13 protein-coding genes are annotated in these 12,917 nt (G+C 46.0%); 9 read left to right on the forward strand and 4 right to left on the reverse strand.

All coding sequences use genetic code 11. The features are described 5' to 3' along the window. Positions 1-100: 100 nt before the first annotated feature. From JNUCC31_RS24340 to JNUCC31_RS24350, 3 genes are all read right to left on the reverse strand, one after another. Positions 101-1,339, reverse strand: a complete 1,239-nt coding sequence (locus JNUCC31_RS24340) for a cation:proton antiporter (RefSeq protein ID WP_192265533.1) — start codon at positions 1,337-1,339, stop codon at positions 101-103. 4 nt (positions 1,340-1,343) lie between these two features. Next, complete coding sequence (locus tag JNUCC31_RS24345) at positions 1,344-1,838, reverse strand: cation:proton antiporter regulatory subunit (RefSeq protein ID WP_192265535.1); 495 nt, start codon at positions 1,836-1,838, stop codon at positions 1,344-1,346. A gap of 315 nt (positions 1,839-2,153) precedes the next feature. Continuing rightward, the gene (locus JNUCC31_RS24350; protein WP_192265537.1) at positions 2,154-2,558 is read right to left on the reverse strand and encodes a hypothetical protein; all 405 of its coding nucleotides are present in this window, start codon (positions 2,556-2,558) and stop codon (positions 2,154-2,156) included. A 178-nt stretch (positions 2,559-2,736) separates the two neighbouring features. Between JNUCC31_RS24350 and JNUCC31_RS24355 the strand changes: the two genes are divergently transcribed. Continuing rightward, the gene (locus JNUCC31_RS24355) at positions 2,737-3,681 is read left to right on the forward strand and encodes a putative sporulation protein YtxC (protein ID WP_192265539.1); all 945 of its coding nucleotides are present in this window, start codon (positions 2,737-2,739) and stop codon (positions 3,679-3,681) included. Positions 3,682-3,740: 59 nt separating this feature from the next. On the opposite strand, the gene JNUCC31_RS33515 is transcribed toward JNUCC31_RS24355, so the two are convergent. Next, on the reverse strand, positions 3,741-3,998 hold the full coding sequence (locus JNUCC31_RS33515) for a hypothetical protein (protein ID WP_228469227.1): 258 nt from the start codon (positions 3,996-3,998) through the stop codon (positions 3,741-3,743). A gap of 78 nt (positions 3,999-4,076) precedes the next feature. On the opposite strand from JNUCC31_RS33515, the gene thrS reads away from it, so the two are divergent. The 8 genes from thrS to JNUCC31_RS24395 all read left to right on the forward strand — a co-directional run bounded on the left by thrS (position 4,077) and on the right by JNUCC31_RS24395 (position 12,917). Continuing rightward, positions 4,077-6,014, forward strand: coding sequence for a threonine--tRNA ligase (gene thrS, locus JNUCC31_RS24360; RefSeq protein WP_192265541.1), 1,938 nt, complete (start codon positions 4,077-4,079; stop codon positions 6,012-6,014). A gap of 185 nt (positions 6,015-6,199) precedes the next feature. Next, a complete protein-coding gene (locus JNUCC31_RS33970) occupies positions 6,200-6,973 on the forward strand; it encodes a 3D domain-containing protein (protein ID WP_323374344.1) in 774 nt (257 codons plus the stop codon). Between the two features lie 111 nt (positions 6,974-7,084). Beyond that, complete coding sequence (locus JNUCC31_RS24370) at positions 7,085-7,297, forward strand: hypothetical protein (protein ID WP_192265543.1); 213 nt, start codon at positions 7,085-7,087, stop codon at positions 7,295-7,297. A gap of 178 nt (positions 7,298-7,475) precedes the next feature. After that, positions 7,476-8,504, forward strand: coding sequence for a cell wall-active antibiotics response protein LiaF (gene liaF / locus JNUCC31_RS24375; protein ID WP_192265546.1), 1,029 nt, complete (start codon positions 7,476-7,478; stop codon positions 8,502-8,504). Between the two features lie 3 nt (positions 8,505-8,507). Then, on the forward strand, positions 8,508-9,545 hold the full coding sequence (locus JNUCC31_RS24380) for a sensor histidine kinase (RefSeq protein ID WP_192265548.1): 1,038 nt from the start codon (positions 8,508-8,510) through the stop codon (positions 9,543-9,545). Next, positions 9,542-10,204, forward strand: coding sequence for a response regulator (locus JNUCC31_RS24385; protein ID WP_192265551.1), 663 nt, complete (start codon positions 9,542-9,544; stop codon positions 10,202-10,204). The genes JNUCC31_RS24380 and JNUCC31_RS24385 overlap by 4 nt, the downstream gene beginning before the upstream one ends. A 148-nt stretch (positions 10,205-10,352) precedes the next feature. Further along, positions 10,353-12,032, forward strand: coding sequence for a S1C family serine protease (locus tag JNUCC31_RS24390; RefSeq protein ID WP_192265553.1), 1,680 nt, complete (start codon positions 10,353-10,355; stop codon positions 12,030-12,032). Between the two features lie 195 nt (positions 12,033-12,227). Beyond that, positions 12,228-12,917: a response regulator transcription factor gene (locus JNUCC31_RS24395; RefSeq protein WP_192265556.1), complete on the forward strand. Its 690-nt coding sequence runs from the start codon at positions 12,228-12,230 to the stop codon at positions 12,915-12,917.

Consider the following 12,917-nt stretch of genomic DNA (forward strand, 5'->3'; position numbering starts at 1 on the left):
TCCTTAGTGCGGCTTTCGAGCCATTCTCCCTGGGTTAATCACAGAAAGATCGGCGGTAGAGCCGCGAGTACGAACGTTGTCTGTTCTGAACAGACAGGGGTTACCCTTCTTTCTGAAGTACCTTCGGCTCTTCTTTCTTTTTCCGAGGATCTTTAAACTTAAATATTTTATCCAATAATCTAAACACGTGTTTGGATTCTTTCGTTAATAACGGTCCAAGGATGGCCAGAATGAGCACATATAATGCGGCAAACGGCTGCAACAGCGGCAGAAGTCCTCCGGCTTTACCCATGTTGGCCATAATGATGGAGAATTCACCACGTGACACAATGGTCAAACCGATATTGGCTGATGCTTTCGGTGATAAACCTGCACTGCGTCCAGCGAGCATGCCTGCAAGGAAATTCCCGAATAGTGTGAGCACAACTGCGATCAACGCAAGCCATACGGCTTCGCCACCAAGAGATAGGGGATCGATGGACAGTCCAAAGCTGAAGAAGAAGACCGCGCCGAAGAAATCACGGAATGGCAAAATCAAATGTTCAATCCGTTTTGCATGCTCCGTCTCGGCCAGAACCAAACCAACAAGCAAGGCCCCAATCGCTTCTGCGACATGAATGGTTTCAGAGAATCCGGCAACGAGGAACAATGCACCGAAAATCACAAGGGAGAACAACTCATTGGAGCGAATCTTAAGAACTTTGTTGAGCAACGGTGTCGCTTTACGTCCAAGGATAATGACAACGAGCATGAATCCAAGCGCGATGAGTGCCGATACAATGACGCCTCCGATGGAAGATGAATCACTGAGCACAAGTCCAGACAAGATGGAGATATATACTGCGAGAAACACATCTTCAAACATGATAATACCCAAAATCATTTCCGTTTCCGGATTGGCTGTTCGTTTGAGATCAACGAGTACTTTGGCGACGATGGCACTGGATGAAATCGTTGTAATACCGGCGATGACCAGAGCTTCTGCAGCAGGGAAACCGGAAGCAAATCCGAAAATCAATCCCAACGTAAAGTTAATCCCAATATAAATGGAGCCGCCGACGGCAATGGATTTACCCGATTTGATCAGACGACCAACCGAGAATTCCAGGCCGAGATAAAAGAGAAGGAACAGGATACCGATGCGGCCCATAAATTCAATAAACGGCTGACTTTCGATGAAGCGGAAATCCAGATGCCAGATCTTCATGGCATGTGGTCCAACGGCCATCCCGATCAAGATGTAAAATGGAACGACCGAAAATCTCAGTTTTGCGGATAAGAGTCCGGCCGCTGCAATGAGCACAAGCGCCAGACCCACTTCGAATATCAAATGATCCATCGACTCACCCCCTTCCGGTCAGGAGGAGGGATTTGAATAGCTTTTGCTGATTGCGTTCGCCAACAGCTACTACCGTGGATTCTGCACTAATCACGACCTCCGGACCGGGACTGATATGTTTTTTGTGATTCTTCTCTACAACGGCAATAACCGTTGCCCCTGAGTTTTGACGAACATCCAGTTCACCAATCGATTTACCGATACATCCGTAGGATGGCTCGATTTTGTACCATTCGATAATGAGGTCATCAAACGTTACTTCAATATTTTCAAGCTGCTTTGGTTTATAGGTCAATCCACCAACAATGGCAGCAATCTGTCTTGCTTCATAGTCATCAAGCGTAATCATGGAGATGCTTTGGTCCGGATCTTCGTATTCAAAATGATACATTTCCCGGCGGCCATCATCGTGAATAATGACAATAATTTTATCTCCACTGCTCGTTTCAATCTGAAATTTCTTGCCGATTCCCGGCAAATCTGTTTCGCGTACATCCATGGATAGTATGCCTCCTTAAATTGAAAGGCTGCCACAGAAGACAGGCTTATTTCCCGAAAATAGAATGATCTGCTGCTCTAAGGAACATTAAATGATGCGGGCAAACAGAGCCAGGTGCTCCTGACACACAGCCTAGTGTTTGGAATTTTTGCTGAAAATGGGTATAACAAAATAATGGTTATCGACTAGGTGTTATTTTATGAAAATGGGTTGATATCTTACATTAGCTAAAAGGGTTATAAGTTATGCACAAGCACACCGTCTTTCAGATAGAGGTGTCTCCATGCAAAGCAACCTACAAATACGGTATAACGGCTAGATCAAAGCGTTTACGTATTTTGGTGCTGAAGGGGTGGGAGATACATACATGCTGGTGAATTTGATGGGTAGCAGAAATAATCTGCGTTTAAACAGACAAATCAACGGTTTAAAGGGCAGACGCGGTGTAGGAATTCGCAGCATTAGCAACAAAGCGAGCACAAGAAAGACAGGTTTGTTATGCGTAACCGCAATCAACTTCGACATGACTTGTGGGTATTTGCGAATGGCAGGTTTCTGCTGAGACTCCAATGTGTGGACAAGCACTTCCTTGTTGGAAGTCGTCTCAACGGTTATCTCCACAGCGGATTCCGACTGCATCGGAATAGGGAAGGACAACGCTTGAAATACGCACAAAATGATAATAAACGCGTAACGGAGTATTCTTGGTTGTTGTCTCATTTTGGCTTCCCCCCTTTCCGTGAAACATACTGTTATAAAAATAATAACACATTTTTGGCTTAACTCCAAACGGATTGATAATATACTGAGAAATCATGACACGCTTTCCATCAATCCGCTTCGTATATCCCAATCGGCCTTGCCATATACTTTGAACAGAAGGAAAGGAGTGATTCTTATGGAACTGTTCGCCGTATGGACCGAGGTATCGGGGCAAGAGGAAGCGGATCAATTTTATCGTTGTGTGAAGGAAAAAACCAAAGGTTTACATATAAGCAAAAGAGGATTTCGGCTCACCTTCAAACATAATGATGGAAGAGCGACCTGGGTCTGCAGGGGGAATGAGAATCACGCAGACTTCCAGCAGTGGCTTCCTCAAATCAGTGACTTGCTCGCGATGGGGCTTGCAGATTTCATCATGGATACGCGTGAACGGCATATGGTGGAAGATATGATTTCCAAAGCTTGCTCGGTAATGGATGAACAAGAGGTTGAAAAAGTCAATCGAATATGCATGCCTCTGTTAATCAATGGTGATTTGGACCAGCCAGGACTTCGGGAGCGTCGCCGCGCTGCTTTGGCAACAGGTCTGAAGCAGGATTTGGAGGATGTTCATTTTTTTCAATTGGAAGGTATCCTTAATTTCCGGATTCGGCAATACAAGCAGGAACTTCATGAACTGGTGGAATACGCGCTGGACGAATTCTGGATGGATCGCCAATACGAAGAATTTATGGGGCTGCTCAAATATTTTGTGTTCTTTCAGGAAGCCAAGGTACCGCTTGTGCATCTGGTACACAAAGGTTTGCATGAATTTCAGGTATTTGATGCTGAACTTCGAGCGCTGCCTGTACAAAAAGATGAACAGGTCGTCGTGGAAATGCCCGGACTTGAATTGGAAATGGATATTGAAGATATGATTGTAAGTACGTTGATCTCCATCTCACCCGAGAAAGTCATGCTGCACACCAAAACACCCGACCTGCCAGTCATTTCTACCATCCGTCAGATCTTTGAAGACAAGGTACAATTATGTCATCATTGTCCGGAGTGTGAAGTATTACGCTCAGGATTGCTGACAAGTCTTGACGCAAGTGATCTCGGCAATTATAATAACTGTTGATAATCAAAAGCGTTGACAAAGACAAGAACCATTCGCAAGGTCGGTGCAGAGAGAGGGAACTAGGCTGAAATTTCCTCCGGTTGCCACGCTTGGTTTACCCCTTTGTAGCTGCTGTTTTGAAAGCGGGATTTGTAAGTTACCTCATCAATTCGTGGTAATGATCCGTGAGTAAGGATATGCCGGGTCATGCCCGTTACCGTCATGCCAATGAGGGCTGTACTTCTGAGTTTGGATGAAGCAGCTGAAGTAGGGTGGAACCACGAGTATATAACACTCGTCCCTTTGCCGGGACGGGTGTTTTTTGCGTTTCTTTCCATAATGGCAGGAATTGCAATAGATAATCCAGTCCATCCATAGAATGGATTCAGGTTACATTTACAGGAGGAATGAGACAAATGGCAGTTAATATTAAATTACCGGATGGTTCGGTTCGTGAGTATGCCGACGGAAGCAGCATTGAAGATGTGGCCGCTTCGATCAGCAGCGGACTGCGCAAAAATGCCGTAGCCGGCAAACTGGATGGAATCGTAGTGGACTTGTCCACCACTTTGCATGAAGGAGCATTGGTTGAGATCGTAACCCTGGATTCATCAGAAGGCCTGGAAGTGATGCGTCACAGTACAGCTCACTTGATGGCTCAAGCGGTGAAGCGTTTATACGGGAACAAAGAGGTACACCTCGGTGTTGGCCCAGTCATTGAAGATGGTTTTTACTATGATATGGATCTGGAACAACCGCTCAATCCCGAAGATCTGCAAAAGATCGAGAAGGAAATGGAACGTATTGTTAATGAAAACTTGCCAATTGTACGTAAGGAAGTTAGCCGCGCGGAAGCGATCAACATTTTCGAAGAAGTGGGCGATCCTTACAAGCTGGAATTAATTCGTGACTTGCCGGAAGACAGTGTGATCACCATTTATGAGCAAGGCGAATTTTTCGACTTGTGCCGTGGACCACACGTACCATCCACCAGCAAAATCAAAGTATTCAAATTGATGAATGTTGCGGGTGCTTACTGGCGCGGAGATAGCAAAAACAAAATGCTGCAACGAATTTACGGTACGGCTTTTGTGAAAAAAGCACAGCTGGATGAACATTTACATTTCCTTGAAGAAGCTCGTAAACGGGATCACCGTAAACTCGGCAAAGAGCTGGAAATCTTTACGTTCTCCCAATTGGTTGGACAAGGGTTGCCGATCTGGTTGCCAAACGGTGCCAAACTACGCCGGACGTTGGAACGCTATATTGTGGATCTGGAAGAAAGCTTGGGATACCAGCATGTATACACACCGGTTCTGGGTAATGTGGAATTGTACAAAACATCCGGACACTGGGAACATTACCAGGAAGACATGTTCCCGAAAATGGTCATGGACAACGAGGAGCTTGTTCTTCGTCCAATGAACTGTCCGCACCATATGATGGTGTACAAATCCAGTATGCATAGCTACCGCGATCTGCCAATTCGGATTGCCGAACTGGGTATGATGCACCGTTATGAAATGTCGGGCGCGTTGACAGGTCTGCACCGTGTACGGGCAATGACGCTGAACGACTCTCACATTTTCGCACGCCCGGATCAGATCAAGGAAGAGTTTGCTCGTGTTATTGAGCTGATTCAAACGGTTTATAAAGATTTTGGCATTCACGAATATCGTTTCCGTCTGTCCTATCGCGATCCTAAAGATACCGAAAAATATTTCCAGAATGACGAGATGTGGGAAATGTCCCAGCGTATGCTGCGTGAAGTTGTGGAAGAACTGGATCTGCCATTCTATGAAGCAGAAGGCGAAGCGGCGTTCTATGGTCCGAAGCTGGATGTACAGATCAAAACAGCATTGGGTAAAGAAGAGACATTATCAACCGTTCAACTGGATTTCCTTTTGCCAGAACGATTTGAACTGGAATATGTAGGAGATGACGGACAGAAGCATCGTCCAGTCGTTATTCACCGTGGTGTAATCAGTACGATGGAACGTTTCACTGCTTTCTTGCTGGAGAACTTTGCAGGGGCTCTGCCATTGTGGCTGTCTCCTGTGCAGGCGAAGGTTATCCCGGTATCCGGTAACTTCGATGACTATGCCCGTGAAGTGGAAGCGAAGCTGAAACGTGCGGGAATCTCAGCTGAAGCTGATCTGCGTAATGAGAAGCTCGGATATAAAATCCGTGAGGCACAGCTTGAAAAAATGCCATATATGTTCGTTGTTGGTGAAAATGAGCGGAATGCTCAGGGCGTATCTGTACGGAAACGCGGAGAAGGCGATCTCGGCATGAAACCTGTAGACGAAATTGTAGCCCAACTGAAAGAAGAGATTACATCCCGTCTGGTGTAACTCAATATTGTGTTTTCTAAATAAGAAACCCGTCTGAACCCAATGATTAATTTCTTGGTGTTTAGACGGGTTTTTGTTATTTTTGGGTTTTCGAACGTGCTGGCTCATTAGCCCCCTCAAGGGTAGGGTAGAGTATAGAATTTTTTCATTTTGGAAAACCTTTGCAGTAAGGGGGAGGTTCTATAATGAAAAAGCAATTCTTAATTCAAAAGAATAACGTACGATTCACCATTGCTTGCTGTGTGTTGCTTATTGGAATAGCTATGGGCTCCAATCTGGCAGAAGCGTATACCTTTGAAGAGGAAAATGAAGTCCTGTATGTGGAGAGTCGCGACAACGAAACTTCAGGTGAACGTGAAGGCCACCATCCAGATAAGGCAGTCTATGCATACAGTGATCAGGCTCAACTAACAACCATGGTCTATATGGCTTTATTGTGGTCTCCGCAGCCCATTGTCATTCCACGACCGCAATTTCCAGAAAGGCAGATCGGAAATGACCCGTCCATGCCAGTGCTCGCACCGCGTACAGAACAGGTATTGGACACACATAAGGTGACGGCGACTGGATACACGGCAGGTGTGGAATCAACCGGAAAGGGGCCTAAACATCCACAATACGGAATTACGTATTCAGGTGTAAAGGTACGGCGCGATAAAGAAACCGTCTCAACGATTGCAGCTGATCCAAAGCTGTTTCCCATGGGCTCCATTTTATATATTCCAGGCTACGGATACGGAATCGTTGCAGACACGGGCTCGGCCATCAAGGGCAATAAGATTGATCTCTATTTCCCAACAACAAAACAAGTGTACAAGGAGTGGGGCAAAAAGGATGTCGAAGTACAGGTAATCAAACAAGGTGCTGGAAAATGCACTGAAAAGATGCTGGAAGAGCTATCGGAAGCCATCGACGTGTATAAATCGGTACCGGATTCCTGGTTGGACAAGGCGATTTAATTTGGAAGGTTACACCTGAATAACTAAAGTGCTCTCTTCACATAATACTGACTGGGGACGAACCCCGCGATGCAGCAATGCACCGTAAATATGAAGAGAGAGGTGATCGTTGTGGCTAAGAAATCCCAAGGATTCCAAACACCAAACGAGAAGTATAATGCGGAGTTTGGGCAAGAAAATGTAGCAAACAAAGTAAAACAATCCGAGCAAAACAAAGTACAGGAAAATTTCCAAACACCTGATGAAAAATTCAATGCCGAGTTCGGTGTAGAAAACACTGGTCAAACAGGCCAAACAGGCCGAGCAGGAAAATTCCAAAAATAAATAATGATGCAGGCACCCTGGAGCAGCAGCTCCGGGGTGTTTTTATTTATATATTTTTTACATAAAAATCCTTCCGGATCGGTCTCAAGACTGAGAACGATTCCATCTGCCGCCGCTGTTAACCAACCATTATCTGATGTAAACTGAGTACAGAATAAAGACGAAGGAGACATGAGCGATGAAACGATCTACACGGGACCGCTGGTGGGTTGGCATTCCTCTTATTGCGATTGGTGCAATCATTTTGTTCAGACAATTGGGATATGACATTGATATAGGATACGTGTTCAGAACATATTGGCCGTTGTTCTTAATTTGGTGGGGTGTAAAAGGGATGACTGAAATTCGTCGTCATGGCGGTTATGCTTTTATCGGACCAGCTATTGTATTGGCAATCGGGGGGTATTTTTTGGCACGAAATCTAGGCTGGATTGATTATTCCATGGGTGAGTTCATTCGTTATCTCATTCCGGTGATGTTAATTGGTGGTGGATTCTTTGTTCTGGTTGGACCACGACGCCGTGATCGCAAGCACCATGAACAAATGCAGCCACCTCCACCCGAGCAGCCTTATAAGCCGCTGTCCCCTGAGGATCTGGAGATGCCATCTTCGTTTGATGAGCAATTCGAAAAAACATTTGGTAAACCGAAACAGGAGCCGAAGAACGATTCACATGGTTCAGCTTATAAAGGTAAGGAAGATCAGACATCTTATGGACACCAACACAAGCAGAAGTATGACGCTTACGGATCAAGCAAAAATGGCTACGGAAAATATGATGACGATGACATGTATGATGATGCCAACTATAATGGCGGCGGCGGGCATACGTTGAACAAATCATCATTTATCGGTGATTTGTATATGGGACAGGAAGTGTTTTCGCTGAAACCCATGAACATCTCGGCATTTATTGGCGATACCGTGATAGATTTGACGAAAGCACAGATTCCTTATGGCGAGACGAAGATTAACATCTCTTCTTTTATTGGGGATGTAAAAGTGTTTGTACCGGAGGATATGGATCTGGGTGTGACGGTGACGACGAACTCCTTCATTGGAGATATGTCGTTGTTGAACCAGAAACGCGGCGGTTTCCTGAGCAGCGCGCAGGCTGAAACTTCACACTACCGTGAAGCGGGCAAAAAAGTACGGATTATCGTCAGTGTGTTTATCGGAGATGTTAAAGTGAATAAGGTGGGTTAACGCATGATACGAACGATTCTCAAGGCCAATAAGTGGGAACTGATGATGTATTTTTCGCTGACCGGGCTCATTGCCTTGGGCGGATTCTATCTCCTGTACGGGGAGGTGCTGATGGGAACCGGGCGCCAGCGCGCCTGGACCTATGTTGCGGTTGTTGTACTGGCTACTGTGATTACCGGGTATATTGCTGCTCTGCGCCTTCAGCGGAAAATCGATCTTCTGGATCTCAATATGCTGAAAGTGTCCAAAGGCAATCTCTCGGTTCGCCTGCCTGAAACAGATGACGCCTCATTTGGCCGGGTATATCAGGAATTCAATGTCATGATGGATTCGATTGAGAAAAAAATGAGACTGCTTCAGCGGCTCGGTGAGCAGGAAGTTATAGAAAAGGAACAGGCATCAGAACGTGCCGCACTTGAAGAGCGGAAACGCATGGCAAGAGACTTGCATGACACCGTAAGTCAGCAGCTGTTTGCCATGCACATGTCGGCTTCTTCCTTACCACGCTTGCTGGAGATGAATCCGGAGCATGGCAGCAAGGTACTCGATCAATTAATTCAGATGTCTCATATTGCTCAGCGGCAGATGCGAGGACTTATTGCCCAGCTTCGTCCAGTGGAACTGGAGGGTCGGGATCTGGCCGAAGCGTTGGACAGATGGTTTCCGGATTATTGCAGACAGAACGGATTGAAAGGCGTCAAAGAGCTGGAACTGGATGGCGGAATCTCGGATGCCATCGAGCACCAGCTGTTTCTTGTTATTCAGGAGGCTGTTGCTAATGTGGTCAAACATGCAGAGGCTGGACTGGTCAGCCTGTCCATACGTGAAAGTGAACATCAAATTAGCATGAGCATCAGCGATGATGGTCAAGGTTTTTTGCAGCAAGCGGAACGTGCGGGTTCATATGGATTATCAACGATGCGTGAACGGGCAGAGAAGCTTGGGGGTCAGGTTCAGATTATATCGAAGCCGGGAGCGGGAACGACGGTGCGAGTATTCATCCCGAAATTTCCGAGTGAACCAGAGGGGGAAATGGAATGAGCGGAAAAGTGAATGTAATGATTGTGGATGATCATGACATGGTGCGGATGGGTTTGAAAACATATCTTATGCTGGAGCCCACATTTCATGTGATGGGGGAAGCAAGCAACGGGCAGGAGGCACTGGATCGACTGTGCAAGCTGGACAAAAGTGAACTGCCTGACCTGATCCTGATGGATCTGATGATGCCTGTGATGAATGGGGCGGAAGCGACACAAGCGATTATGACCGAATTTCCGGGAATGAAAATTGTGATGCTGACCAGTTTTCTGGAGGATGACCTGGTGGTCCAGGCCATCGAAGCAGGTGCGGTCAGTTATGTGTTGAAGACGGTATCTGCTGAAGAACTGATCTATGCTCTGCAGGGAGCATACCGAGGCATGCCTGTGATGACAGGCGATGTATCGCAGGCATTGACGCGTGGCATCAGACAGCGTACAGCGAGAGAGAATGAGTCAGGCCTGACGGAACGGGAAAAGGAAGTACTCCTGTTAATTGCTGAGGGGAAAACCAACAAGGACATCGGGGAAGAACTACATATTAGTATTAAAACGGTTAAGACTCATGTAAGCAATCTGCTGATGAAATGTGAAATGGACGATCGCACACAGCTGGCCATATACGCTCATCGTCAGGGTTGGGTGAAAAATAAGGGTTAGAATGCGGATTTGGCGGGGAAAATGATCTATAATAGCGTGCTTTTATCTCCTTTTTAATTGTTTTTAAGGTACGGTTAAGGTTTAAAGTACAAAATAAGGACAGTTAAAGAATATCTCTTGCGAATAAGAGATTGGGAGGTAGAGAGGCATGGACGAACGTAATTACAGAGCGAACCGTCAAGACGAGGAAAATGATACAAAACAAGCGGAGAATCGCAATTCATCGGGGACGGACGATTCCTCCTATTATTATTCTTATGGACCTTTTCAGTCCGTGAATCAGGAAGATACAGCAAGCTACAATGGAGAACATAATCAACGTGAAGAAGGAAATGTACAGATTACAAGACCGGATCCTGTGAAGCCAGTACCTACTTACTACAGCAACGAATCATCTGAACAGGGTAACCCGTCAGCCAGAGGTGGCGGAAATGGTTCAGGCAACGGAGGAGATCAAGGCAACGGCGGCAAGAATAACGGCAATTGGAACTACAATAATCGTCGGCCGCGTTCTTCCGTAAGATCGCTGCTGTTTTCTTTCATCGCCGGTATGCTGGTTATTACTGTGTTGATGTATACAGCTGATCGAACAAACATGTTTACACCGCAGGAAGCTCTGACGAGTGCTGAGAATCAAAGCTCTGCTCAGGAATCAACGTCCACGAACACGGGCGGTGGCAATAATGTGACTGCATCGCTGTTGCCTACCGGTAAAGAGGATGTTTCATCCGTGGTAACGAGTACAAGTCCTGCTGTCGTCAAAATAGAAACACTTGCCAAACAGTCATCACGTAGCAGCAGTCAAGGTGGTTCTACGATGAGTGATCCATTGTACCAATACTTTTTTGGTAATGGAAGCAATGGCGGAACAGATAACTACCAGGGCCAAAATCAGCAACAGCAACAAAGCAGCAACCAATTGGTTCCGCTTGGCATTGGTTCCGGATTTATTTTTGACAAAGAAGGCTACATCCTGACGAACCAGCACGTGGTTCAAGGGGCAGATGTCATTCAGGTTACGCTGGAGAACAACAGTAAACCGTATGAAGCGAAATTGCTGGGAAGCAGTTTTGATCTCGACCTTGCCGTATTGAAAATTGAGAAAAACAGCGGCGACGATAATTTCCCTGTCGCTCCACTGGGTGATTCCAACAGCACACAAGTCGGGGAATGGCTTGTTGCGATTGGTAACCCGGAAGGATTTGAGCACACCGTTACCGCAGGTGTCTTGAGTGCCAAAGAACGTACCATTAGCATTCCGGATGAAGAAACAGGCAAAACGCGTGAATACAGTCACTTGCTGCAAACAGATGCATCCATTAACCCTGGTAACTCGGGGGGACCATTGCTTAATCTGAATGGGGAAGTTATCGGTATGAACGTAGCGGTGAGCGCAGATGCTCAAGGGATTGGATTTGCCATTCCATCGAGCGTGATCTCGGATGCGGTGAAATATTTGAAACAAAACAAAGAAGTTCCCAAAGAGCCAGTACCATTTATCGGCGCATCGTTGATGGCCCTCACACCTGAAGTGGCTAAACAAATGGGAACGGATATTACCGAAGGTTCCGTTGTTGCGAGCACGATCTATCAATCTCCTGCGTATCAGGCAGATCTGCGCGCCTATGACATCATTACAGGTGCCAATGGCACGGCATACAGTACAAGTCAGGATCTGATTGATTTTATTAAGAAACAGAAAATTGGCAGTGAAGTGACACTGAATGTTGTACGTGACGGTAAAAAAATGGATGTCAAAATCAAAATCGGCAACAAAAACGATTATGATACAACTCAAACGACAGGTCAACAACAGCAGCAACCATAATACAAGTTAAATAGGTATGGGAATAAGCTACAGGAGAGCGGAAGGGTTCGAAGGCCCTTCCGCTTTTTTGCATAGCATAGAGGTATATGAAATGTTAGGTGGTTCTATCATGGAACCGGGTATTTGGAGAAGATGCAGATTGCGCTTTTGCCTGTTACAATAGGAATAAAACGTTAGGGATAAAGGAGAAAGACCATGCGCTCAACTATAATGATTGTTGATGATGATGAGAAAATTGTGTCCATGCTTCGTCGGGGGCTGGCATTTGAAGGATATGAGGTACAGACGGCATCTAATGGTGCCGAGGGTCTTAGTAAACTAATGGATAAGGAACCCGATGTGGTTATTCTCGACGTGATGATGCCACAAATTGACGGGTTTGAAGTATGCCGCAGACTTAGAGAAGCAGGGAGCAAAGTTCCTGTGCTGATGTTGACAGCCAAAGATGAAGTTCAGAGCCGGGTAACAGGACTTGATACAGGTGCAGATGATTATCTGGTGAAGCCGTTTGCACTTGAAGAATTGTTGGCCCGTGTCCGTGCATTGCTTCGTCGTAAAGCCGATATCGCGGATACGCCGGATAATCGTCTTATGTATGAGGATATTATTCTGGATAATGATTCCCGTGAGGTGTTGCGTGATGGTCAGCGTCTGGAACTGACTGCCAAGGAGTTCGAATTGCTGAACCTGTTCATGCAGAATCCCAAACGTGTGCTGTCCCGTGATCTGATCATGGACAAAATCTGGGGATATGATTACAGTGGTGAATCCAATGTGCTCGAAGTATATATTGCCATGCTCAGACAAAAAACCGAAGAATACGGCGGCAAACGTTTGATCCAGACCATCCGGGGAGCCGGCTATATTTTGAGAGGTGACTCCTGA

The organism is Paenibacillus sp. JNUCC-31 (assembly GCF_014844075.1).
In the GTDB taxonomy this organism is placed as follows: Bacteria; Bacillota; Bacilli; order Paenibacillales; family Paenibacillaceae; genus Paenibacillus.

Excerpts from the sequence above, each read along its gene's own strand:
- JNUCC31_RS24385 (WP_192265551.1), top strand. The coding sequence starts at position 9,542 with ATGAGCGGAAAAGTGAATGTAATGATTGTGGATGATCATGACATGGTG.
- JNUCC31_RS24340 (WP_192265533.1), bottom strand. The coding sequence starts at position 1,339 with ATGGATCATTTGATATTCGAAGTGGGTCTGGCGCTTGTGCTCATTGCA.
- JNUCC31_RS24345 (WP_192265535.1), bottom strand. The coding sequence starts at position 1,838 with ATGGATGTACGCGAAACAGATTTGCCGGGAATCGGCAAGAAATTTCAG.
- liaF (WP_192265546.1), top strand. The coding sequence starts at position 7,476 with ATGAAACGATCTACACGGGACCGCTGGTGGGTTGGCATTCCTCTTATT.
- JNUCC31_RS24395 (WP_192265556.1), top strand. The coding sequence starts at position 12,228 with ATGCGCTCAACTATAATGATTGTTGATGATGATGAGAAAATTGTGTCC.
- JNUCC31_RS24350 (WP_192265537.1), bottom strand. The coding sequence starts at position 2,558 with ATGAGACAACAACCAAGAATACTCCGTTACGCGTTTATTATCATTTTG.
- thrS (WP_192265541.1), top strand. The coding sequence starts at position 4,077 with ATGGCAGTTAATATTAAATTACCGGATGGTTCGGTTCGTGAGTATGCC.
- JNUCC31_RS24390 (WP_192265553.1), top strand. The coding sequence starts at position 10,353 with ATGGACGAACGTAATTACAGAGCGAACCGTCAAGACGAGGAAAATGAT.
- JNUCC31_RS33970 (WP_323374344.1), top strand. The coding sequence starts at position 6,200 with ATGAAAAAGCAATTCTTAATTCAAAAGAATAACGTACGATTCACCATT.
- JNUCC31_RS24380 (WP_192265548.1), top strand. The coding sequence starts at position 8,508 with ATGATACGAACGATTCTCAAGGCCAATAAGTGGGAACTGATGATGTAT.
- JNUCC31_RS33515 (WP_228469227.1), bottom strand. The coding sequence starts at position 3,998 with ATGGAAAGAAACGCAAAAAACACCCGTCCCGGCAAAGGGACGAGTGTT.
- JNUCC31_RS24355 (WP_192265539.1), top strand. The coding sequence starts at position 2,737 with ATGGAACTGTTCGCCGTATGGACCGAGGTATCGGGGCAAGAGGAAGCG.